This window comes from uncultured Halomonas sp., from assembly GCF_947501415.1.
In the GTDB taxonomy this organism is placed as follows: domain Bacteria; phylum Pseudomonadota; class Gammaproteobacteria; order Pseudomonadales; family Halomonadaceae; genus Halomonas.
Map to the genome: position 1 here is coordinate 1 of NZ_CANMVL010000011.1, position 22,216 is coordinate 22,216.

21 protein-coding genes and 1 other RNA gene are annotated in these 22,216 nt (G+C 64.5%); 7 read left to right on the forward strand and 15 right to left on the reverse strand.

Annotation, left to right across the window (positions count from 1 at the left end):
* Positions 1–117 precede the first annotated feature (117 nt).
* From Q0894_RS08485 to Q0894_RS08515, 7 genes are all read right to left on the reverse strand, one after another.
* Positions 118–651, reverse strand: a complete 534-nt coding sequence (locus Q0894_RS08485) for a helix-turn-helix domain-containing protein (RefSeq protein WP_299233767.1) — start codon at positions 649–651, stop codon at positions 118–120.
* Positions 652–769: 118 nt separating this feature from the next.
* Entirely contained in the window at positions 770–1,246 is a 477-nt protein-coding gene (gene greA / locus Q0894_RS08490; protein WP_299233770.1) for a transcription elongation factor GreA, read from the reverse strand.
* The gene (gene carB, locus Q0894_RS08495) at positions 1,243–4,473 is read right to left on the reverse strand and encodes a carbamoyl-phosphate synthase large subunit (RefSeq protein ID WP_299233772.1); all 3,231 of its coding nucleotides are present in this window, start codon (positions 4,471–4,473) and stop codon (positions 1,243–1,245) included. Before carB ends, greA begins: the two co-directional genes overlap by 4 nt.
* Before the next feature lie 69 nt (positions 4,474–4,542).
* Complete coding sequence (gene carA, locus Q0894_RS08500) at positions 4,543–5,691, reverse strand: glutamine-hydrolyzing carbamoyl-phosphate synthase small subunit (RefSeq protein ID WP_299233774.1); 1,149 nt, start codon at positions 5,689–5,691, stop codon at positions 4,543–4,545.
* A gap of 464 nt (positions 5,692–6,155) precedes the next feature.
* A complete protein-coding gene (dapB, locus tag Q0894_RS08505) occupies positions 6,156–6,962 on the reverse strand; it encodes a 4-hydroxy-tetrahydrodipicolinate reductase (protein ID WP_195688515.1) in 807 nt (268 codons plus the stop codon).
* A gap of 57 nt (positions 6,963–7,019) precedes the next feature.
* Entirely contained in the window at positions 7,020–7,934 is a 915-nt protein-coding gene (locus tag Q0894_RS08510; RefSeq protein WP_299233778.1) for a DMT family transporter, read from the reverse strand.
* A complete protein-coding gene (locus Q0894_RS08515; protein WP_195688516.1) occupies positions 7,931–8,209 on the reverse strand; it encodes a DUF2218 domain-containing protein in 279 nt (92 codons plus the stop codon). Before Q0894_RS08515 ends, Q0894_RS08510 begins: the two co-directional genes overlap by 4 nt.
* A gap of 180 nt (positions 8,210–8,389) precedes the next feature.
* Between Q0894_RS08515 and corA the strand changes: the two genes are divergently transcribed.
* Together corA and Q0894_RS08525 are read left to right on the forward strand one after the other, a co-directional pair.
* Positions 8,390–9,355, forward strand: a complete 966-nt coding sequence (corA, locus tag Q0894_RS08520; protein WP_299233780.1) for a magnesium/cobalt transporter CorA — start codon at positions 8,390–8,392, stop codon at positions 9,353–9,355.
* Between the two features lie 80 nt (positions 9,356–9,435).
* Positions 9,436–10,365: an HNH endonuclease gene (locus Q0894_RS08525; protein WP_299233781.1), complete on the forward strand. Its 930-nt coding sequence runs from the start codon at positions 9,436–9,438 to the stop codon at positions 10,363–10,365.
* A 96-nt stretch (positions 10,366–10,461) separates the two neighbouring features.
* Here the strand turns inward: Q0894_RS08525 and dnaJ are convergent, their stop codons facing one another.
* From dnaJ to grpE, 3 genes are all read right to left on the reverse strand, one after another.
* Complete coding sequence (gene dnaJ, locus Q0894_RS08530; RefSeq protein ID WP_299233783.1) at positions 10,462–11,613, reverse strand: molecular chaperone DnaJ; 1,152 nt, start codon at positions 11,611–11,613, stop codon at positions 10,462–10,464.
* 104 nt (positions 11,614–11,717) lie between these two features.
* On the reverse strand, positions 11,718–13,649 hold the full coding sequence (gene dnaK, locus Q0894_RS08535) for a molecular chaperone DnaK (RefSeq protein ID WP_299233784.1): 1,932 nt from the start codon (positions 13,647–13,649) through the stop codon (positions 11,718–11,720).
* 125 nt (positions 13,650–13,774) lie between these two features.
* On the reverse strand, positions 13,775–14,404 hold the full coding sequence (grpE, locus tag Q0894_RS08540; protein ID WP_299233786.1) for a nucleotide exchange factor GrpE: 630 nt from the start codon (positions 14,402–14,404) through the stop codon (positions 13,775–13,777).
* A 285-nt stretch (positions 14,405–14,689) separates the two neighbouring features.
* On the opposite strand from grpE, the gene recN reads away from it, so the two are divergent.
* Positions 14,690–16,363: a DNA repair protein RecN gene (recN, locus tag Q0894_RS08545; protein ID WP_299233789.1), complete on the forward strand. Its 1,674-nt coding sequence runs from the start codon at positions 14,690–14,692 to the stop codon at positions 16,361–16,363.
* A 144-nt stretch (positions 16,364–16,507) separates the two neighbouring features.
* Here the strand turns inward: recN and fur are convergent, their stop codons facing one another.
* A complete protein-coding gene (fur, locus tag Q0894_RS08550; protein WP_132042137.1) occupies positions 16,508–16,954 on the reverse strand; it encodes a ferric iron uptake transcriptional regulator in 447 nt (148 codons plus the stop codon).
* Between the two features lie 72 nt (positions 16,955–17,026).
* Between fur and Q0894_RS08555 the strand changes: the two genes are divergently transcribed.
* A complete protein-coding gene (locus Q0894_RS08555) occupies positions 17,027–17,452 on the forward strand; it encodes an outer membrane protein assembly factor BamE (protein WP_299233795.1) in 426 nt (141 codons plus the stop codon).
* Between the two features lie 53 nt (positions 17,453–17,505).
* On the opposite strand, the gene Q0894_RS08560 is transcribed toward Q0894_RS08555, so the two are convergent.
* The gene (locus tag Q0894_RS08560) at positions 17,506–17,802 is read right to left on the reverse strand and encodes an RnfH family protein (protein WP_299233798.1); all 297 of its coding nucleotides are present in this window, start codon (positions 17,800–17,802) and stop codon (positions 17,506–17,508) included.
* Positions 17,803–17,805: 3 nt separating this feature from the next.
* Positions 17,806–18,240 carry a type II toxin-antitoxin system RatA family toxin gene (locus Q0894_RS08565; protein ID WP_132042140.1) on the reverse strand — a complete coding sequence of 145 codons (435 nt, stop codon included), beginning with the start codon at positions 18,238–18,240 and terminating at the stop codon, positions 17,806–17,808.
* A gap of 131 nt (positions 18,241–18,371) precedes the next feature.
* Here Q0894_RS08565 and smpB point away from each other — a divergent pair, with 131 nt between their 5' ends.
* The 3 genes from smpB to Q0894_RS08580 all read left to right on the forward strand — a co-directional run bounded on the left by smpB (position 18,372) and on the right by Q0894_RS08580 (position 20,345).
* Positions 18,372–18,863, forward strand: a complete 492-nt coding sequence (gene smpB / locus Q0894_RS08570; protein ID WP_195688525.1) for an SsrA-binding protein SmpB — start codon at positions 18,372–18,374, stop codon at positions 18,861–18,863.
* A gap of 40 nt (positions 18,864–18,903) precedes the next feature.
* Positions 18,904–19,284: a transfer-messenger RNA gene (gene ssrA / locus Q0894_RS08575) on the forward strand.
* Between the two features lie 143 nt (positions 19,285–19,427).
* Entirely contained in the window at positions 19,428–20,345 is a 918-nt protein-coding gene (locus Q0894_RS08580) for a LysR substrate-binding domain-containing protein (RefSeq protein ID WP_299233803.1), read from the forward strand.
* A gap of 52 nt (positions 20,346–20,397) precedes the next feature.
* On the opposite strand, the gene Q0894_RS08585 is transcribed toward Q0894_RS08580, so the two are convergent.
* Positions 20,398–20,985, reverse strand: coding sequence for an HD domain-containing protein (locus Q0894_RS08585; protein ID WP_132042152.1), 588 nt, complete (start codon positions 20,983–20,985; stop codon positions 20,398–20,400).
* Complete coding sequence (locus Q0894_RS08590; protein WP_299233808.1) at positions 20,986–22,128, reverse strand: TauD/TfdA family dioxygenase; 1,143 nt, start codon at positions 22,126–22,128, stop codon at positions 20,986–20,988.
* Positions 22,129–22,216 lie beyond the last annotated feature (88 nt).

A 22,216-nucleotide genomic window follows, 5' to 3' on the forward strand; every position in this document is an offset into this window, starting at 1 on the left:
TACGCGCCTTCAGAGACGCGTACCGATCGTCAGCACCCAAGGCCTGGACCTGATAGTAGAACGTGCTGCGCGGCAGCCCAGCCGCACGCAGCAGCAGAGCCAGCGGATGTTCATGCCTTAACCCTTGGACGGCCTGAGCTTTTTGCCCCGCGTCGCCGTCCCTTTCTCCCGGATCAAGGCATCGAGCTTTTTTAGGTAGGCATTCTCGGCACGCAGATACGCCAACTCCTTGAGCAGCTCCTCGTGGGAGCGCTCATCATCAGGCGGTGGGGGTGAGGAAGGCGGCTTCTTGGTCATCGGGCGGCGCCCCTTGCGCTTTGGCTCCAGTGCAGTCAGACCACCACTATGGTACTGACGCTCCCATCTGCCAATGGCGCCGCCCTCGCGGATATCAAACAGGGCTTGTGCCTGACGCCGTGACAAGCCATCTCGCCACATCGTCTCAAGGACCTGCAGCTTGAAAGCCGCGCTGCGGTGCGTGTATTTCTTGCGCACCCCCATCACGCCATGCTGACGGTAGTTGTCCCGCCATGTCCGCACCAGAGAATGATCCAGGCCATGCTGGCGGGCCACCTCCCTCAAGCTGGTGTCACCGTGCAAGCACTGCTGTGCCACCAGCAGCTTGAACCACTCGTCGTATCGGTTACTCATAAAAACACCCCGAAGGTTGGATGTGGGTGTCCAACTTTCGGGGTGCAGTTCAGGCGACGCCTTGGGGGGGTGTTGAGGTTTTGACTTACAGCTTACGGCTTAAAGCTTACAGCTGGAGTCACAGGTGCTCGACGCCCGAGATCTCATACTCGACATCGCCACCCGGGGTCTTGACCACCACCACGTCACCCTCCTCCTTGCCGATCAGGGCACGGGCGATGGGCGAGGTCACGGAGATCCTGCCCTGCTTGATGTCCGCCTCATCCTCGCCGACGATCCGGTAGGTCACCTCCTCGTCGTTGTTGAGGTTGAGCAGCTCCACGGTGACACCGAAGATCACCTTGCCCGTCCTGGGCAGCTTGGTGACATCGATCACCTGGGCGTTGGAGAGCTTGCCTTCGATCTCCTGGATACGCCCCTCGATAAAGCCCTGCTGCTCGCGGGCCGCATGGTACTCGGCGTTCTCCTTGAGATCACCATGCTCTCGGGCCTCGGCGATGGCGGCGATCACCCTGGGACGCGCCTCGCCCTTGAGGTGCTCGAGCTCCTCGCGCAGACGCGACTCTCCGGCGACGGTCATCGGGACCTTGTTCATTGCGCAGCTCCTGCATGCAATTCCTGTAGCCGCCGCACCGTGATCTCGTTGCCATACTCGAGCGCCAGACAAACGGCGTTCGCCCCCGCCAGCGTGGTGGCGTAGGGAACCTTGCGGGCAAGCGCGGTGCGACGGATCACCGAGGAATCGTTGATCGCCTGGCGACCCTCGGTGGTATTGACGATATAGGCGATCTCGTCGTTCTTGAGCAGATCGACGATATGCGGGCGGCCTTCAAAGACCTTGTTCACGACCTCAACGTCGATACCCTCGGCCTTCAGGGCCGCCGCGGTACCGCCGGTCGCGCACAGTGTAAAGCCCAATGTTATCAGAGAACGGGCCACCCCGATAACACCCGCCTTGTCCGGCTCACGCACCGAGAGGAACGCCTTGCGCGGCCCGGAAAGCGGCGGAATCGCCTCGCCGGCCCCCAGCTGCGCCTTGTAGAAGGCCTCGGCGAAGGTGTCTCCGCTGCCCATCACCTCACCGGTGGACTTCATCTCCGGCGACAGGATCGGGTCGACCCCCGGGAACTTGTTGAACGGGAAAACCGCCTCCTTGACGCTGAAGAAGTGCGGCACGATCTCGCGGGTGAAGCCCTGCTCCTCGAGGGTGGTGCCGGCCATGCAGCGCGCGGCGACCTGGGCCAGCGAGGTGCCGATGCACTTGGAGACGAAGGGCACGGTACGCGAGGCGCGCGGGTTGACCTCGATGATGTAGATCTCGCCGTCCTGCCAGGCCAGCTGCACGTTCATCAGCCCCTTGACGCCCAGCTCCACCGCCATCTGGCGAACCTGCTCGCGCATCGCGTCCTGCACCTCGGCAGGCAGCGAGTAGGGCGGCAGTGAACAGGCCGAGTCACCGGAGTGCACGCCGGCCTGCTCGATATGCTGCATGATGCCGCCGATCACGACCTGCTTGCCGTCGCTGACCGCGTCGATATCGATCTCGACGGCGGCATTGAGGAAGTGGTCGAGCAGCACCGGCGAGTCATTGGAGACCTTGACCGCGTGGGTCATGTAGCTCTCGAGCTCGGAGGCGTCATAGACGATCTCCATGGCGCGCCCGCCCAGCACATAGCTGGGACGCACCACCAGCGGATAGCCGATGGTCTCGGCCTTGGCGAAGGCCTCCTCGAAGCTGCGCGCGGTGGCATTGGGCGGCTGCTTGAGACCCAGCTTGTCGATCATCTGCTGGAAGCGCTCACGGTCCTCGGCGCGGTCGATGGCATCCGGGGTGGTGCCGATGATCGGCACGCCGGCAGCCTCCAGCTCGCGGGCCAGCTTCAGCGGGGTCTGACCGCCGAACTGCACGATCACGCCGACCGGCTGCTCCTTGTCGGCGATCTCCAGCACGTCCTCCAGGGTCACCGGCTCGAAATAGAGGCGGTCACTGGTGTCGTAGTCGGTGGAGACGGTCTCCGGGTTGCAGTTGACCATCACCGTCTCGTAGCCGTCATCGTGCATGGCGAAGGCGGCGTGGACGCAGCAGTAATCGAATTCGATGCCCTGGCCGATCCGGTTGGGCCCACCGCCCAGCACCATGATCTTCTGGCGGTCGGAGACCTCCGCCTCGCACTCCTCCTCATAGGTGGAGTACATGTAGGCGGTGTCCGAGGCAAACTCGGCGGCACAGGTGTCGACCCGCTTGTAGACCGGACGGATACCGGCCTTCTGACGCGTCTTGCGGAACTCCTTCTCGGAGACACCGAGCAGCGAGGCCAGGCGGGCGTCGGAGAAGCCCTTGCGCTTGAGGCGGAACAGCTCGCGGGAGTCGAGTTCGGAGAGCGAGCGCTTGGCGACCTCGCCCTCGGTGGCGATCAGGTCCTCGAGCTGAACCAGGAACCAGGGGTCGATATTGGTCAGCGCGAAGATCTCGTCGCGCGTCATGCCGGCGCGCATGGCATCGGCGATAAAGAAGATGCGCTCGGCCCCGGCGGCCTGCAGCTCGCCCTTGATAAGGGCCATCCCGTCGGCATCGAAGCGGGTCACCTTGGGGTCCAGGCCATCGTTGCCGGTCTCCAGGCCGCGCAGCGCCTTCTGCAGCGACTCCTGGAAGGTGCGGCCGATCGCCATCACCTCGCCCACCGACTTCATCTGGGTGGTCAAACGGTCATTGGCCTGGGGGAACTTCTCGAAGGTGAAACGCGGAATCTTGGTGACCACGTAGTCGATGGAGGGCTCGAACGAGGCCGGGGTCTGGCCGCCGGTGATGTCGTTCTGCAGCTCGTCCAGGGTGTAGCCCACGGCCAGCTTGGCGGCGATTTTGGCGATCGGGAAGCCGGTGGCCTTGGAGGCCAGCGCCGAGGAGCGCGACACCCGCGGGTTCATCTCGATGACCACCATGCGCCCGGTCCTGGGGTCGACGCCGAACTGCACGTTGGAGCCGCCGGTCTCGACGCCGATCTCGCGCAGCACCGCCAGCGAGGCGTCGCGCATGATCTGGTATTCCTTGTCGGTCAGCGTCTGGGCCGGGGCCACGGTGATGGAGTCACCGGTGTGCACGCCCATGGGGTCGAAGTTCTCGATGGCGCAGACGATGATGCAGTTGTCGTTGCGATCACGCACGACCTCCATCTCGTACTCCTTCCACCCCAGCAGCGACTCGTCGATCAGCAGCTCGTGGTTGTTGGAGAGCTCGAAGCCGCGGGTACAGATCTCCTCGAACTCCTCCTTGTTGTAGGCCACGCCACCGCCGGAGCCGCCCATGGTGTAGGAGGGGCGGATGATCACCGGGAAGCCGAGCTCGCCCTGGATTTCCCAGGCCTCGGCCATGGTGTGAGCCACCTTGGCCTTGGGGCACTCCAGTCCGATGCGCTTCATGGCCTGATCGAAGAGGTCACGGTCCTCGGCCTTGTTGATGGCATCGGCATTGGCACCGATCATCTCCACGCCGTGCTTGGTCAGCACGCCATGCTTGTCCAGCTCCAGGGCGCAGTTGAGCGCGGTCTGCCCGCCCATGGTGGGCAGAATGGCATCCGGCTTCTCGGCCTCGATGATCTTCTCCACCGCCTGCCAGGTGATCGGCTCGATATAGGTGGCATCGGCCATGGCCGGGTCGGTCATGATGGTGGCCGGGTTGGAGTTGACCAGGATGACCCGGTAGCCCTCCTCGCGCAGCGCCTTGCAGGCCTGGGCGCCGGAGTAGTCGAATTCACACGCCTGGCCGATGACGATAGGGCCGGCGCCAATGATCAGGATGCTCTGGATGTCGGTACGCTTGGGCATGGTGCTTCCCGCAGAAGTAGGTGACGAGTGGTGACGTGTCTCTGGCTCTAACTGGCTCTAAGCGCTAACTCAGGCCCCGCGAGCTCGCATCATCTCGACGAATCGTTCGAACAGCGGCGCCACGTCGCACGGGCCCGGGCTCGCCTCGGGATGGCCCTGGAAGCTGAAGGCCGGGCAGTCGGTGCGCTCGACCCCCTGCAGGGTGCCGTCGAACAGCGAACGGTGGGTGGCACGCAGATTGGCCGGCAGCTGCGCCTCGTCGGCGGCGAAGCCGTGGTTCTGGCTGGTGATCATCACGCGGCCGCTATCGAGATCCTGCACCGGGTGGTTGGCGCCGTGGTGGCCGTGGTTCATCTTCATGGTGCTGGCACCGCTGGCCAGCGCCAGCAGCTGATGCCCCAGGCAGATGCCGAACATCGGAATCCCGCTCTCGAGGAGCTCCTGGATCGCCGTGATGGCGTAGTCGCAGGGCTCGGGGTCACCGGGACCGTTGGAGAGGAAGATTCCGTCCGGATTCATCGCCAGCACTTCGGCAGCCGGAGTCTGGGCCGGCACCACGCTGAGACGACAGCCGCGGGAGGCCAGCATGCGCAGGATGTTGTACTTCACGCCGAAGTCGTAGGCCACCACATGGAAGGGGCGCTCGCCCTGGCTGGCGTCGTTGTAGCCCTGACCCAGGGTCCACTCGCCCTCGTTCCACTCGTAGGGCGCCTTGCAGGAGACCACCTTGGCCAGATCCATGCCCGCAAGGCCCGGGAAGTCACGGGCGGCGGCCAGTGCACGCTCGACGGCGTCCTCACCCTCGGCCTCGGTACCGGCCAGAATCGCGCCGTTCTGGGCACCCTTGTCACGCAGCAGGCGGGTCAGGCGACGGGTGTCGATCTCGGCGATGCCCAGCACATTCTGGCTCTTGAGATAGTCGGAGAGGGTCTGCTCGCAGCGGAAGTTGCTGGCCAGCAGCGGCAGGTCGCGAATCACCAGGCCGGCGGCGGCGATGCCACTGGACTCCACGTCCTCGGCATTGACGCCGGTATTGCCGATATGAGGGTAGGTCAGGGTGACGATCTGGCGAGCATAAGAGGGATCGGTAAGAATCTCCTGATAGCCGGTCATGGCCGTATTGAACACCACCTCACCGCTGGTCTGTCCATCGGCGCCAATCGCCGTGCCATGAAACACACTGCCGTCTTCCAGGGCCAGTATCGCGGGTCTGTTCAAGGTAACGTCCTCCTGCTCGTCAAGGGATTCTCAGCGCCGCCGTACGCCAGTCGCAAAAAAGCGGGATGAAACCTGATATGGACCGGTTTCATCCCGCTTGTTGTCATTCGCTCGGAACTGATGTGCTCAGAACTCTGGGGGCCGAAGCAACAAGCGCTGTGAAGGGGCTCTCACCCATGCGCCCGGCCAAAATTTTGGGGATATTACAGGAATCGCTGCCCGGCGACTACCCCTCCGCCTCCATGGCAGGGATATCGCAGCTACCAACTGGGTGATAGCGAAAGGCGCCGGGGACAGGTCGGAGAGGGGGTCCGAGGACCAGGGATGGCCGAGGTAGCCTACAGGGAAGTACTCGTAGCGCCCCCTCGAAGGCCTGTCGCCGGAATAGCCTTGAGCGGGCTGCCATCTGCGTTCGCCCTGCACCCATGGAGCCGGTAACAATTGACCCGGTCACTCTGACCGAGTCACTCCAGACCGAGCACGTCCTGCATCGCATAGCGGCCGTTGCCCTGACCAGCGACCCAGCGTGCCGCGCGCACCGCGCCCTTGGCAAAGGTCATGCGACTGGAGGCCTTGTGAGTGATCTCGATGCGCTCACCCTCGGTGGCGAACATCACCGTATGCTCACCGACGATATCCCCGGCGCGCACGGTGGCGAAGCCGATCTCCTTGTCGCTGCGCGGGCCACACTGACCGACACGCTCGTATACACCGTACTCCTTGAGCGGACGCTCCAGGGCATCGGCCATTACCTCGCCCATCTTGAGCGCCGTGCCGGAGGGCGCATCCACCTTGTGGCGATGGTGCGCCTCGATCACCTCGATATCATAGCCCTCGTCGCCCAGCGCCTTGGCCGCGGTTTCCAGGAGCTTGAGGGTCAGATTGACCCCGACGCTCATATTGGGCGCGAAGACGAAGGGCAGCCGCTCGCTGTAGCTCTCCAGCGTGGCCAGCTCCTCATCGGCAAGCCCGGTGGTCCCGATCACCATGCGCTTGCCATGCTCGGCACAGAACGCCAGGTTGGCCAGCGTGACCTGGGGGGCGGTGAAGTCGATCAGCACATCGAAGTCGTCGACGATGGCCTCCAGCGACTCCACGGCGGCCACGCCCAGCCTGCCGACTCCCGCCAGCTCGCCGATATCGGCTCCCGCCAGCGTACTGCCCGGCTCGACGATGCCCCCCGCCAGGGTGGCGCCATCATCCTGCTGAACGGCGTTGACCAGGGTGCGGCCCATGCGGCCGGCGACACCGACGATGGCGATACGGGTCATAGGAACTCCTGCGTAAGCGGTAGGTTGGCGAATGACCGGAGTATATCAGAGCGAAGGCTATCCCAGCCGTGGCGAGGACCGCTCGTGCCGCATCAGCAGCACCATGGCTAGCAGTACCGTGAGGCTGCCGGGCAGCCACACCCAGCCGATCTGCTGCGGCGAGCGTATGAATAGCAGCAGCATGGAGACGAAGGGCACCAGATAGCCGTAAGCGGTGACCACTCCCGGGGTCAGCGCCGCAGTGGCTCGCTGCATCAGCCAGAAGGTCAGGGCACTGGAGCAGAGTCCCAGATAGACCAGCAGCGCCAGGTCCAGGGCGGTCATGTTCGCCAGATGCCTCAGTGGCTCGGTGGCGAGTCCCAGCGCGCCGACCAGCAAGCTCCCCAGCCCCAGGCTCCAGAAGGTGCGAACTGCTGCCGACTCCGGCAGATGCTCTCTGGCCAACCCCCAGCGGCTAAGTACCGGATAGAGCGCCGAGGAGAGGCAGCCCGCGAAGAACACCGCCTCGCCGAGGCCGAAACGCAGCTCGCCGCCCTGTTGCCACCCCTCGGCAACAGCCAGCCCCAGGGCACCGAGGGCCCCCAGGGCGAGGATCACCGGCAATCGCCAGCCCTGGGCCTCCACTCGCAACCCTCGCCCCAGCAGGAAGGCCAGCAGCGGTACCGTGACATACAGGGTCGCCATGGAGAGTGCCGTGGCGTGATGGGCGGCCCAGAACATGGCTGCGAAGAAGCCGGCCAGGCATGCCCCCATCAGCGCATAGAGCAACAGGCTTTGCCTACGCGGCACGAAGTTCGCCGAACGCCTGGCCAGCGGATAGAGGCCGGCGCAGGCGATGGCGAAGCGCAGGGCGGTCAGCAGCAGCGGCGGCAGCTCGCTCATCAGCCCCACCACGGGAAAGGAGAGCCCTACCAGAATGGCCCACACCAGCATGCCGAGATGGGCGCCGCGGAGGGTGACGGTCTGGCTCACGCCTCCCAGACGATATCCAGCTCGACGCCCCGGAGCTCATCCAGGGCATTGTCCACCTGGCGCTCGAGTTCGTCGTGGCTCTCATCATCCAGGGCCTCCACCACCACCAGCAGCTTGTCCGGCTGGGCCTGCAGGTAGCAACTGCCCTCCTCGAAGGTTACCTGCACCGGATCGCTGGCACGATCTATCTCCTTGGCACCGGCCCAACGCTTGCAGAGCTGGTCGATCAGGGCCGCCGCATCCTCGGCGTGCAACTCGGCGCGTGAAATAGGCATAACGCTTATCCTCTGCAGAAATGTCGAGACTTCAGACTATGATGCCGCCTCGTGGAACGCCACCCCCTCCCCGCCTACGCAGCCCTCCATGCCACCGGCGCCAACGGGAGTCACATCGGGCGACTTCCTGGCACACTGGGGCTATCCAGGACACCAGACTTGACCGGAGAGAGTTAGCCAATGCTCATCAACTGTGTGGTCTACGACAAGGGCCACCGCCTGCACGATATCCAGCCCGATCAGATCGGCGACTACCTGGGGCAGCCCGACCGCTTTGTCTGGGTGGCCCTGCACGACCCCAGCGCACAGGAGATGGCACACTATCAGGAGGCGTTCGGCCTTCATGAGCTGGCCGTGGAGGACACCCTGAAGGGTGATCAGCGCCCCAAGCTCGAGGAGTATGACTCGGCGCTGTTCATGATCATGCACATGGTCTCCATGACCGAGGGCGAACTGCAGTCTGGGCAGGTGGCGGTATTCGCCGGCCCCGGCTACGTGCTCTCGGTGCGACTGCATCCGGGCCAGGGCTTCGCCGAGGTGCGCAGGCGCTGCGAGAGCGACCCCAAGCTGCTCAGCCAGGGGCCGGCCTTCGTGCTGTACGCGCTGCTGGATGCGGTGGTCGACCACTACTTCCCGATGGTGCAGGCACTGGAGGCGGAGCTGGAGAGCATCGAGGACCAGATCTTCGTCCAAGGGTCCGCTCGCACCAGCCTCGAGCGGCTCTACCAGCTCAAGCGCCAGACCATGCAGCTGAAGCACGCCGCCATGCCGCTGGGCGAGGCGGTCAGTCATCTGTTCGGCGGCCGGGTGCCGGCACTCTGCCGCGAGACCCGGGAGTACTTCCGCGACGTCTACGACCATCTTCACCGCATCGAGTCGGCGGTGGACACCATCCGCGAGATGATCATCACCGCCATCCAGGTGAACCTCTCGATGGTGGCCATCGACGAGGGCGAGGTGAACAAGCGCCTCGCCGCCTGGGCGGCGATCTTCGGCGTGGCCACCATCTTCGCCGGCATCTGGGGAATGAACTTCACCCATATGCCCGAGCTCGACTGGCGGACCGGCTACCCCCTGGCCCTGCTGGTCATGGGTGGCGCCTGCGGCGGCCTCTATCGACGCTTCCGCCGCGCCGGGTGGCTGTAGCGCTGTCTGTGCGGATGTCCTAACGTAATAGCTTATCAACTGTAGTGAAACCGATGGAGAAGAACCCATGGAGTGGGCACATGGATGAACGCCTGACCTGTCTCAATCATCTCCGCACGGGTAGCCCCTACAACAAGCCCTGCCTGCTGCTGGCGGTGATCTGCGAGATTCAATGCGGTCATATCACCACCCACCGGGTACAGATCAACCCTCGGCTTCTGTCCCGCTATCACGATCTTTACGAACTGGTCAGCGGTGAGCGCCACAGGGCCAACCCCTGGCTACCGCTGTGGCATCTTCGCAATGACCGGGGGCCTGCGGGCCCAATCTGGTCACCCGATTACGCCGATAGCCTGGCCCCCGTGGCCGACCAGCTGGGCCAGCCAAGGTCGATGAATCAGCTGCTCGAGCGCTTCAGCTCCGCCCGGCTCGATGACGAGCTGTTCGCCGCCCTGCAGAAGAGCGACCTCGCCCGCGAGGCCTGCTCCTTGCTGGCCCATCGCTACCTTGGCGATGACAAGGCGACGCTTGAGCGCCTGATGAGCCACCTCGACACCGAACTGGCCAGTGGCGATTACCAGCGGCACCCGGAACGACTCGCCGACGGGATCAAGGAGGCCGCCCCGGTCCCCGCCCGCTCAGCCGCCTTTCGATCGCTGGTACTGGAAGCCTACGACTATCGCTGCGCGGCCAGCCGGCTGCGCTATATCACTCCCGACTATCGCTACCTGGTCGAGGCGGCCCACCTGATTCCCTTCAGCGTTACCCAGGACGACCGGCCGAGCAACGGGCTGGCGCTGACTCCCAACCTGCACTGGGCCATGGATAACCACCTGATCGCGCCGGGGCCGGATCACCACTGGCATGTCAGCCCCGCGGTGGATCATCTGGTAGCGGACAACGACTGGCTGTGCCTCCTCGATCGCCAGCCGCTGGTGCTGCCCAGGGATGAACGCTGGCGGCCCGCCTCTGAGGCCCTGGCCTGGCGCCTGGACCACCTGCGGCGCTGAAACATGCCTTGATGAGTCATGCCTTGAAATACAGCAGGGCCCCGTCACCTCTCGATGACGGGGCCCTGCCAGGCGCGCTTGCCAGGAAGAAAGCCGTTACGGCTTCATATCCTCGAAGAACTTCTTCACGCCGTCGAAGAAGCCGTCCTTCTTGGGCGAGTGGTGGGCACTGCTGGAGCCACCCAGGCTGTCCTGGAACTGACGCAGCAGCTCCTTCTGTTCTTCATTGAGCTTCACCGGCGTCTCGATCACCACCTTGCAGATCAGGTCGCCAGGCGCGCCACCGCGCACCGGCTTGACGCCCTTGCCCCGCAGGCGGAAGAGCTTGCCGGTCTGGGTCTCGGCCGGGATCTTCAACTTGACCCGCCCCGCCAGGGTGGGCACCTCGAGCTCGCCACCCAGCGCCGCATCGACGAAGTTGATCGGCACCTCACACTGCAGGTTGCGGCCGTCGCGCTGGAAGATCGGGTGCGGCTTGAGATTCACCTGCACATAGAGATCCCCGGGCGGGCCGCCGTTGATGCCGGCTTCGCCCTCGCCGTTGAGGCGAATGCGGTCGCCGGTATCCACCCCGGCGGGAATCTTCACCGACAGGGTGCGGGTCTCGCGCACACGTCCCTCGCCATGACACTTGTGACACGGCACCTTGATGTGCTGACCGGAGCCATGACAGGTCGGGCAGGTCTGCTGCACGGCGAAGAAGCCCTGCTGCATGCGCACCTGACCGTGGCCGGAACAGGTCGGGCAGGTCTCCTTGCTGGAGCCCGGCTCGGCACCCTCGCCGTCACAGCGCTCACACTCGATATGGCGCGGCACACGGATATCCACGCTGGTGCCGGACACGGCATCCTCGAGGTCGAGCTCGAGGTTGTAGCGCAGGTCGCTGCCGCGGGCCGGGGCATTGGGATGACGCCGGCCTCCGCCGCCGCCGAAGATATCGCCGAACACATCGCCGAAGATATCGCTGAAGCCACCGGCGCCGGCGCCACCGAAGCCGCCTCCGCCGAAGCCACCACCCTGGCCATCTACGCCGGCATGACCGAACTGGTCATAGGCGGCACGCTTCTCGCTGTCGCTGAGTACCTCGTAGGCCTCGGAGACCTCGCGAAACTTCTCCGCCGCGCCGTCATCATCCGGATTGCGGTCGGGATGGAATTTCTGGGCGAGCCGGCGGTAGGCCTTCTTGATCTCTTTGGTATCGGCACCGCGCTCTACGCCCAGCACCTCGTAATAGTCGCGTTTGGACATGGGTCTGTCCGCCTCCGTCGCGGTCCCTCGGAAACACCAACGCGGGAGTCAGGCCCCCGCGCTGGTGTCATCCATGGCTTAGATGCGTCGTTCAGATGCGTCGTTTACTGCTTCTTCTGGTCGTCGTTGACTTCTTCGTACTCGGCGTCGACCACGTCATCTTCCGGCTTGGCACCGGCGTCGCCCGCCTCGGCACCTTCCTGCTGGCCGGCTTCGGCCTGGGCGGCGTACATCTTCTGCGCCAGGTTGCCGGAGGCCTCGGTCAGCTTGTCGAGCTTGGCCTGGATGTCGTCCTTGTCGTCACCCTTGATGGCCTCTTCCAGCTCCTTGGCGGCGCTTTCGATGGCTTCCTTCTCTTCGTCGGTGGCGTGCTCACCGGCTTCTTCCACGGTCTTGCGTGCAGCGTGGACCATGCCATCGGCCTGGTTGCGCAGCTGAACCAGCTCCTCGAACTTCTTGTCCTCGTCGGCGTGGGCCTCGGCGTCCTGGACCATCTGCTCGATCTCGTCGTCGGAGAGACCGCTGGAGGCCTTGATGACGATCGACTGCTCCTTGCCGGTGGCCTTGTCCTTGGCGGACACGTTGAGGATGCCGTTGGCGTCCAGGTCGAAGGCGACCTCGATCTGCGGCACGCCGCGCGGTGCCGGCGGAATGTCGGCCAGGTCGAAGCGACCCAGTGACTTGTTGCCGCCCGCCTGCTTGCGCTCACCCTGCAGCACGTGAATGGTCACGGCGGTCTGGTTGTCATCCGCGGTTGAGAAGGTCTGGGTCTTCTTGGTCGGGATGGTGGTGTTCTTCTCGATCAGCGGCGTCATCACGCCACCCAGGGTCTCGATGCCCAGGGTCAGCGGAGTGACGTCGAGCAGCAGCACGTCCTTGACGTCGCCGCCCAGCACGCCGCCCTGGATGGCAGCACCCACGGCCACGGCCTCGTCCGGGTTGACGTCCTTGCGGGCGTCCTTGCCGAAGAAGTCAGCAACGGACTGCTGGACCATGGGCATGCGGGTCTGACCACCGACCAGGATGACGTCATCGATCTCGGAGGCGGACAGGCCGGCATCCTTGAGCGCGGTCTTGCAGGGCTCGAGAGAGCGCTTGACCAGGTCCTCGACCAGCGACTCGAGCTTGGCACGGGTCACCTTGACGTTGAGGTGCTTGGGACCGGTGTTGTCGGCCGTAATGTACGGCAGGTTGACGTCGGTCTGCTGGGCGCTGGAGAGCTCGATCTTGGCCTTCTCGGCGGCTTCCTTGAGGCGCTGCATGGCCAGGTTGTCGCCGGACAGGTCGATGCCGCTGTCGCTCTTGAACTGGTCGACCAGGTAGTTGATCAGCGCCAGGTCGAAGTCCTCACCACCCAGGAAGGTGTCACCGTTGGTGGCCAGCACCTCGAACTGAGTCTCGCCGTCGACATCCGCCACCTCGATGATGGAGATATCGAAGGTGCCGCCGCCCAGGTCGTAGACAGCGATGGTCTTGTCGCCACGCGACTTGTCCATGCCGTAGGCCAGCGCCGCCGCGGTCGGCTCGTTGATGATGCGCTTGACCTCGAGGCCAGCGATGCGGCCCGCGTCCTTGGTGGCCTGGCGCTGGCTGTCGTTGAAGTAGGCCGGCACGGTGATGACCGCCTCGGTGACTTCCTCACCCAGGTAGTCTTCCGCGGTCTTCTTCATCTTCTTCAGCACTTCAGCGCTGACCTGGGGCGGTGCCAGCTTCTTGCCCTTCACCTCGACCCAGGCGTCGCCATTGTCGGCCTCGGCGATCTTGTAGGGCACCATCTTGATGTCCTTCTGGACCACGTCGTCCTTATAGCGACGACCGATCAGACGCTTGATGGCGTACAGGGTATTCTCGGGGTTGGTGACCGCCTGGCGCTTGGCCGACTGGCCCACCAGCGTCTCACCGTCGTCGGTGTAGGCGATGACGGAGGGTGTGGTGCGGGTACCCTCGGCGTTCTCGATCACCTTGGCGCTGTCACCGTCGAGCACGGCGAGACAGGAGTTGGTGGTACCCAGGTCAATTCCGATGATGCGTCCCATAGGAAGTCCTCGAAAGTCGTGTGATGTATTCAGGAGTGGTATTCAGCGGCCTGCGCCGCGGAGTTGCTTTCTATCTGGGGGCCGCGGAGAACTTTTCAAGCCCTGCGACCCGGATTTGTTGCCGTTCAGCCGGCAGCCTGGCTGACCACCACCATGGCCGGACGCACCAGGCGACCGTTGAGCAGATAGCCCTTCTGGACCACCTCCATCACGCTGTTGGGGTCGAGCTCGGGGTTGGGCACCATGGCCATGGCCTCGTGATACTGCGGGTCGAAGGGCTCACCGGCGGGGTCCACCACCTCGACGCCGAACTTGCCGAGCACGTCGAGCTGCAGCTTGAGGGTCATGGAGACACCTTCGCGATGGCTCTCGCTCGCTCCGTCGGCCATGGCCTCCAGCGCCTTCTCGAGGCTGTCGACCACCGGCAGCAGCTCCTTTACGAACTTCTCCAGGGCGAACTTGCGTGCCTTCTCGGCGTCCTGCTCGGCGCGGCGGCGTACGTTCTGGGCCTCGGCGGCGGCGCGCAGCGCCTGGTCCTTGGCCTCCGCCACGCTCTGCTCGAGCTCCTCGACGCGGGCCGCCAGCACCTCGGCCTCGGGGTTGTCACTCTCGGCTGCTGCCTGGTCGGCCTGATCAGCGGCCTCGGCCGCGTCCTCCAGCTCGCCTTCCACGAGTTCAGGCTGGGCCTGGGGCTCTGCCTCCTCCTCGTGGCGCTTGAGTTCCTCGTCCAGCGGGGTCTGGGGGTCTTTGGCCATGGGTCTCTCCTGAAGCGCTTGTCTAGGGTGCGAAAACGGCGTCGCGAGGGCGCCGATGCTGCATGTATGGCTACGTGAAACGGTTATGCCCGCTATATGGGGACGCCTCGTCGGAACTCAAGGCATCGAGTCTCAACTCGCGATTCAACTCGTTTTTTTAACCAGGTTTCAACAACCGACTATCAACCGACTGTGCATTGTCGGGAGTCCTGAACTACTGTATAAAAACTCAATTCTTGTATGCATGAACAGTAGCCAGCAGACAGGCCCGCCCGGGGAGACACCATGCTGACGGAACTTGCCATTCGCGACTTCGCCATCGTCGACCATCTCGAGCTGGAGCTCGCCGGCGGCATGACCGCCATCACCGGCGAGACCGGCGCCGGCAAATCGATCCTGCTCGGGGCCCTTGGCCTCTGCCTGGGCGAGCGCGCCGATGCCGCCAGCGTGCGCCACGGCCGGGAGCGCGCCGACCTCTCCGCCCGCTTTGATATCACCGACCTGCCCCAGGCCCGCGCCTGGCTGGCCGCCCGGGAGATCCCCGGCGACGACTGCCTGCTGCGGCGAGTGGTCAGTGCCAACGGCCGCTCCAAGGCATGGATCAACGGCCAGCCGGTGACGATCGCCGATCTGCGCGGCCTGGGTGAGCACTTGATCGAGGTGCATGGACAGCATGCCCATCAGCAGCTGTTGCGCGAAGAGACCCATCTGCGCCTGCTCGACGACTTCGCCGGACATCGCGACACCGTCGCCAGCATGGTCGAGCGCTTTCGCGCCTGGCAGGCCGCCCGGCGACGGCTCAAGCGCCTGGCCGAGGATGGCGACGAGCTGAGCGCCCGCCGCCAGCTGGTGCGCTACCAGGTCGAGGAGCTCGACCAGCTGGGCCTCGCCGAGGGCGAACTGAAGGCCCTGGAGGAGGAGCAGGAGGAGCTGGCCCACGCCGAGGAGCGCCTGCGCGAGGCGCAGTTCGCCAGCGAGTGCTGCGACAATGACGAGGGCGGCGCCATCAGCTGCCTCACCCAGGCGATTACTCGGCTCGAAACGCTGCCTGGCTGCGACCGCGGCCGCCTGGCGGAGACGCTGGCCATGCTCGGGGAGGCGCGCATCCAGGTCGAGGAGGCGGCCCGCGAACTGACCCACCTCGCGGCGGATACCGAGCTCGACCCTGAGCGCCTGGCCTGGGTGGATGAGCGCCTGGGGGCCGTGCACCGCCTGGCGCGCAAGCACCATGTGATGCCCGAGGAGCTGCTGGCGCTGCATCAGGACCTGCGGGCCGAGCTGGCGACCCTCGAGGAGGGTGACCAGGACCTGGACAGCCTCTCCGCTGAGGTCGAGGCCCTGCGCGAGGAGTGGAAGCGCCTGGCCCGGGAGGTAGGCGAGGCGCGCCGCCAGGCGGCCGCACGCTTCGGCGAGGCCGTGCAGGAGCAGCTCGCCTTCCTGGCCATGGGCAAGGCATGCTTCGAGGTCGAGGTGAGCGAGCGTGAGACGCCCGCCGCCGAAGGGCTGGACAGCGTGCGCTTCCTGATTGCCGCCAACCCCGGCCAGCCGGCACGGCCACTGGCCAAGGTCGCCTCGGGGGGCGAGCTGTCGCGCATCAGCCTGGCGATCCAGGTGGTGGCGGCACGCCACTCCACCATCCCCAGCCTGGTGTTCGACGAGGTGGATGTGGGTATCTCCGGCGCCACCGCCGAGATCGTCGGCCAGCTGCTGCGCCGGCTCGGCGAGCAGGGGCAGGTGATGACGGTGACCCACCTGCCCCAGGTGGCGGCTCAGGCCCATCGCCATCTACATATCGAGAAGCAGGCCGAGGGCGACACCACCCTGACCCGCATGGCACTGCTCGATGAGGCCGGCCGGGTCGGCGAGCTGGCGCGCATGCTGGGCGGGGTCAACCTCTCCGACCGCACCCTGGCTCATGCCCGGGAGATGCTCGATGCCAGCCAGCACCCCCACCACTGATCGCTCGAACAGTGAGTGCCGGCCGAGGATAATAGGCCCAGAAACACCACGGCCCCGATCACTGATCGGGGCCGTGGTGTTTTAGACTGGCACTGTTTCAGACTGCCGCTGCCTCAGACTGGCGTCGCCGGCATCTGAGCACGACTACTTGCGCGGCGGGCCATCCAGGCGGGTCGCATTGGAGCCACGAGGACGGACGTAGAGCACCAGGTCGTGATCGACAAGCTCATAGCCATGCTCCTCGGCGATCTCCTGCTGGCGGCGCTCGATCACCTCGTCGAAGAACTCAACGATCTCGCCGCTCTCGAGGCACACCATATGATCATGGTGCTCCTCCTGAGAGATCTCGAACACGGCGTGCCCCCCATCGAAGTTGTGACGGACCACCAGGCCCGCCGCCTCGAATTGGGTCAGCACACGATAGACGGTGGCGAGGCCAACGTCTTCACCGGCATCCAACAGAGTCTTGTAGACATCCTCGGCGCTCAGGTGATGCTCGCCCTGGGCATTTTCCAGGATCTGCAGAATCTTGACGCGCGGCAGGGTCACCTTGAGACCGGCCTTGCGTAATTCATGGTTCTGGTCGGCCATGGTAGCTCTTCGCAGTAACGGGTAGGGTCGGGTATGATCGACCGAAACCACGATAGTGAAGAACAGGCGCAAATGCAAAAGTTGACCAAAATCGTCACCCTTACCGCCGCCCTGCTGCTGGCCAGCGGCTGCAGCTACTTCGGGGTCTACAAGCGCGACATTCCCCAGGGCAACCTGGTGACCGCCGAGATGGTGGGACAGCTGCGCACCGGCATGACGCGTGACGACGTCATCTATGTGATGGGCAGCCCTCTGCTGGAGGCGCCCTTCGATGCCAGCCAATGGGACTACCTCTTCTACCTGGACAAGGCCTACGAGGGTACCGAGCGCCGTCGCGTCACCCTGACCTTCGATGGCAACCGCCTGGTGGATATCCAGCGTGAAGGCGATCTCGACGGCGCGATCGAGATGCGCCAGGACGAGGGTGGTCCATCACCGGACGCCGGCACCGGCACGCCACTGGCGACGCCCAACGCCGTTCCCGCCGACCAGCGCTGATAGCCGCCAGCCTGGCCAAGCGACGCCCCGCCGAGTATCCGCCCGGCGGGGCGTCAGCGTCTGGTGTTGGCGCGGGCCTGGCGGGCGGCCTTGGGGTCGATGATCAGTGCACGATAGACCTCGACCCGGTCACCGGCGCGTAACCGATGGGATTCGGGCTCGCGAAGGCGCTTGCCGAACAGCCCCAGGTCGGGAGCACTGAAGGCCTCGGCGGGCAGTTCGGGAAAGTGTGACGGCAGGTCGGCCAGTGCCACGGCTTCGCTTGCCGTGGTGCCGAGCGGCACCCGCAGAGCGATGATGCGCTGCTTCTCCGGGAGGGCGAAGGCAACCTCGACATCGATCTCGGCCATGCTTCAGCGCCCGTAAAGGTCGTTGGCACGGCGCGTGAAGGAGTCGACCAGCTGCCCCGCCACCTGCTGGAAGAGCTTGCCGAAGGCCATGCCGAGCAGGCGATTGGCGAATTCGAACTCCATCTCCAGGCTCACCTTGCAGGTGTTCTCGCCCATGGGGGTGAACAGCCAGCGGCCGCGCAGGCGCTTGAAGGGGCCGCTGACGAGCGACATCTCGATGCGCTCGGGTTCGATCAGGTCGTTGCGGGTCATGATGCTCTGCTCGATGCCGGCCCGACCCAGCGTCATCTCGCCGATCAGGTGTGACTCGTCACGCTCCACCAGGCGGGCGCGGCGGCAGCCCGGCAGGAACTCCGGGTAGCGTTCAAAGTCATTGACCAGATCGAACATTTCCTGGGGGGTATGCCGCACCATGGCGGTTCGGTTAACCGTTGGCATTGCGCTCCTCGCTGACTTCACGGTGCCCAGGGCGTATCATGGGCCGTCATTTCAGGCCTTGAATGGTACCACGCTTCCCCACATCTCGGAGGAAGCCGCCACGGACAAGACACGATACGATACGAGGTTTCATGGCCAACAAGAAAGGCAAGGGCAAGGGCCCCGGCAGCAACGTCATCGCCTTGAACAAGAAGGCGCGCTTCGAATACCACATCGAGGAGAGCTTCGAGGCCGGCCTGGTGCTGGCGGGCTGGGAGGTTAAGAGTCTGCGGGCGGGCAAGGCCCAGCTCACCGACACCTACATCCTGGTCAAGAACGGCGAGGCCTGGCTGCTGGGCAGCCATATTGTGCCGCTCAACACCGCGAGCACCCACGAGGTGGCCGATCCCACGCGCACCCGCAAGCTGCTGCTGCACAAGAAGGAGATCGCCAAGATCTTCTCGCGCACCCAGGACAAGGGGCACACCTGTGTGCCGCTCAAGCTCTACTGGAAGGGCAACCGGGTGAAGTGCGAGCTGGCGCTGGTGACCGGCAAAAAGCTGCATGACAAGCGCGCCACCGAGAAGGATCGCGACTGGCAGCGTCAGAAGGGACGCATCATGCGGGAACAAAACCGGGGCTGACCTGTCATATCAAGCAACATCCTGTTAGGATGGACGTTAAGGGGGCGACATGGTTTCGACGCCGGTGACAACCCCTGCGGTGCATGCCGAGAGCGTGATGTATCTCGTAAATCCAACATCACGACTAAATAGTCGCAAACGACGACAACTACGCTCAGGGCGCGCTGGCAGCTTAATAGCCGCTAGCTTCTAGTCCGGCCCCGAAGTGATGTGCCCATTCATCACGGAGGGGATACGAGCCAAGAATGATGGGATCGCGATCGGTAGCGTCCTCTTGCCGGTCGTTAAACTTTAGAGGAATCGCGAGGCTGGATCCTGACCGTCGGAGCCAGTCGCGTTAAATCAGATGACGGAATCTAAGCATGTAGAGCCAATGGGCGAGTGCTGGCGGACGCGGGTTCAATTCCCGCCGCCTCCACCAATCAGCAAGCGAATCAAGCACCTACGGGTGCTTTTTTCGTTTATGGACCACCTCTTCGCCCCCCCCCGACGATGGGCATTGATCATCACCCGACATTCGGCAGTACCTAGATGCAACCATCAGTAACCCCTGAGTCTGCTTCCATGAAGTCATTGATTGCCTTCGTGACCACCGCCAGGCTGGGCTCGATGACTGCGGCGGCTGATGCCGAACGCACCACCCAACCCACCATTTCCCAACGGATTCGGGTACTGGAGGAGCATCTCGGCCTACCGCTGTTCGACCGTCGCGGGGGGCGACTGAGCCTGACCACCCAAGGGGAGCACTTCTACCGGGAGATCGCACCGAGCCTCGACACCCTGCGCGATGCCTGTGATCGCTTCAGACGCTATGGCCAGGGTCCCGCGCCGTCGGTCGTCATCGCCGCCGACGCAGGGTTCGCGCATCTCTGGCTGCTCCCGCGCCTACCGGCGCTGAAGCGGGCCTTCCCGGGTTTCAATGTCAGGCTGATGCCCATCGATCGTGCGGATGACCCCGAACGGTTGGCTGCAGACATCACGATTCGCTTTGGCCCACACGCCCCTCAGGAGGAGGAGCGGCTGGTGGCGCGCGAGGTGGTCTTTCCCGTTTGCAGTCACGAATATGCCCAACGGCACGATATCTCGGGCCCCCTGACCTCATCGAAGCTAGCTGAGCTTTCGCTGCTGCATCAGGATATTCGCAATCCGCGTTGGCTCGACTGGACGCAGTGGTGCCAGCACGCGGGCCTGACGCTGGCGCCCGACGAGGGCATCTTTACCTATCACAACTATGCGCTGCTGCTGAATGCCGCGCTTGCCCATCGTGGGGTGGCGCTGGGTTGGTCGAACCTGGTCGAGGAGTACCTGGTTACCGGCCAGCTGGTGGCGCTGGGGCCGCAGATCACGCGCGAAAGCTATGGCTATTGGCTGAGTGTCAAGCATCACCGGAGTGCGGTGATCGAGCCGATCCGTGACTGGCTGCTGGACGCCGTGGATCGGGAGGAAGGACTGCCGACGGAGGGTGCGGGACCGAGATATTGAGCCGTGAGGCGTTGCGGATGCTCGCCTCGAGCATCCGCACAAGACCATGGCCTCATACTTCCAGCGGATACTCCTCGCCGATCACCGCCGGATCGAAGGGCTGACGAGAGAACACACGCCTCAGCATGGGCTCGAAGTGTTCGAGCGGAGGCGTCGGATAGTCCGGATCGAACGCGGCCTGGTCGTAGCGCTCACAGAAGTCGACGCAGGTCTGGTACCAGGGGTGGTCCTTGTAACGGTCGCGCTCGTGGGGATCTTCGCCGAAGTGGTGCGCGTAATAGACTTTCTGGAAGAGGCCATGGTGATGAATGACCCAGGTGACCTCGGCACGCACATAGGGACGAATGATGGCGGCCGCCAGCTGAGAGTGATTGTAGGGGGCCAGCTCATCGCCCAGATCGTGCAGCAGGGCCGCCACGATCATGTCCTCATCGGCACCATCGGCCTCGGCGCGTGCCGCCGACTGCAATGAATGCTCCAGCCGAGTGACCTGATAGCCGCTCAGGGTGTTCTCCAGCTGGCGCAGGGCGTTGAGCAGACGGTCGACCAACCCCTGGTTGAAGGTGTCTTCCAGCTGCTCCAGGAAGACATACTCCTCCCGGGTGCCGTCTTTCATCTGGCGAAATGTGACCTGTTCCATTCAGGCAACCTCCTCGATGGATGCGTGGGTCTTCAAGAGGCTGGCAAATCGTTCCCGCGGGCCATCGGCATCCAGATAGCAGCCCTGCAGGTGGCGGTGCCCCTCGTTACTGTCATAGCTGGTGCGACCGTGCAGCACGCGGCTGTTGTCGAACAGCATCAACTCGCCGGCACCGAGGGCAAAGCGCACCTCATAGGCCGGGTCGGCCAGCAGTTCGCCGAGCCGCTGGCGGGCACGGTGGAACAGCCGGGTCTGGGCGTCGGACAACAGCGGCAGAGCATCCAGACGCGGGCTGTAATGGACACCGGTCGGATGGCCGTCATCGTCGGTCTGGATCATGGTGCGCTGGGTGACCAGCCGGGTGCCGGCGTCGACGAAGCGAAAGCGCACCGGTATCTGCTTGAGCAGTTCATAGCCGTCCGGCATTTCCTGGCGCAGCTGCTCGAGGACCTTGAGGCTGTCGGCCAGGGTGGAGAGGCCACCGGTGGTCTCGTTGACCAGGCAGTGTAGCAGCTGGATGCCGGGTACCGGATCGCGATAGGGATTGTCGGTATGGGGGCCCAGCGCCACGCTGCGGTAGGCGAGGTCATTGCCGCTGGGGCGGGAGTAGACCTCGAAATAGCGGCCAAAATTGGTTTCCTTGACGTAGCCGAAGTGACTGCCGACCTGCAGGATGCGTTCAGGGTCGGTGGGCACGCCATACAGCACGATATACCCCCGCCGCAGATAGGCATCTAGGGAAGCCTGAAAATAGGCGGGGTCGTTGAGCACTCGGTTCCAGTCGAAACGCATCTGTTGCGGCGCCAGCGTGGCATCCCAGGGCTCGGCGACCGGAAAGAGATCGGTCTCGCCCAGCTCATCGCCCAGGGTGCTCAGGTCGTAGGTCTCGCGATGGCCATCGCTGAAGGTGAGATCCACCCGTTGCTCGCCCACCCGTACAGCCCGGACAAGCGTCAGGTCGGCGTCGATGGCGTGAGAGTCGAACAGCCGCTGCTGGGTCATGCCCTCCAACTGGTCAGGGGCCTGAGTGCGCTCACGTAGCCACAGCGGACTGAGTTCATGGGACTGCCCACCATCCTCGATGACAACGGCGGGCGGCTGTTCATGAATGAGAAAGGTGTAACGGCGGGAAATGGGCTGCATCGTCAGGCTCCGGTTGCGGGCAGTTAACCGGCATGCATGCTGCAGAACCCGACGACAGCCGAGTAGAGGCGAAGCCTTATTCACCGCC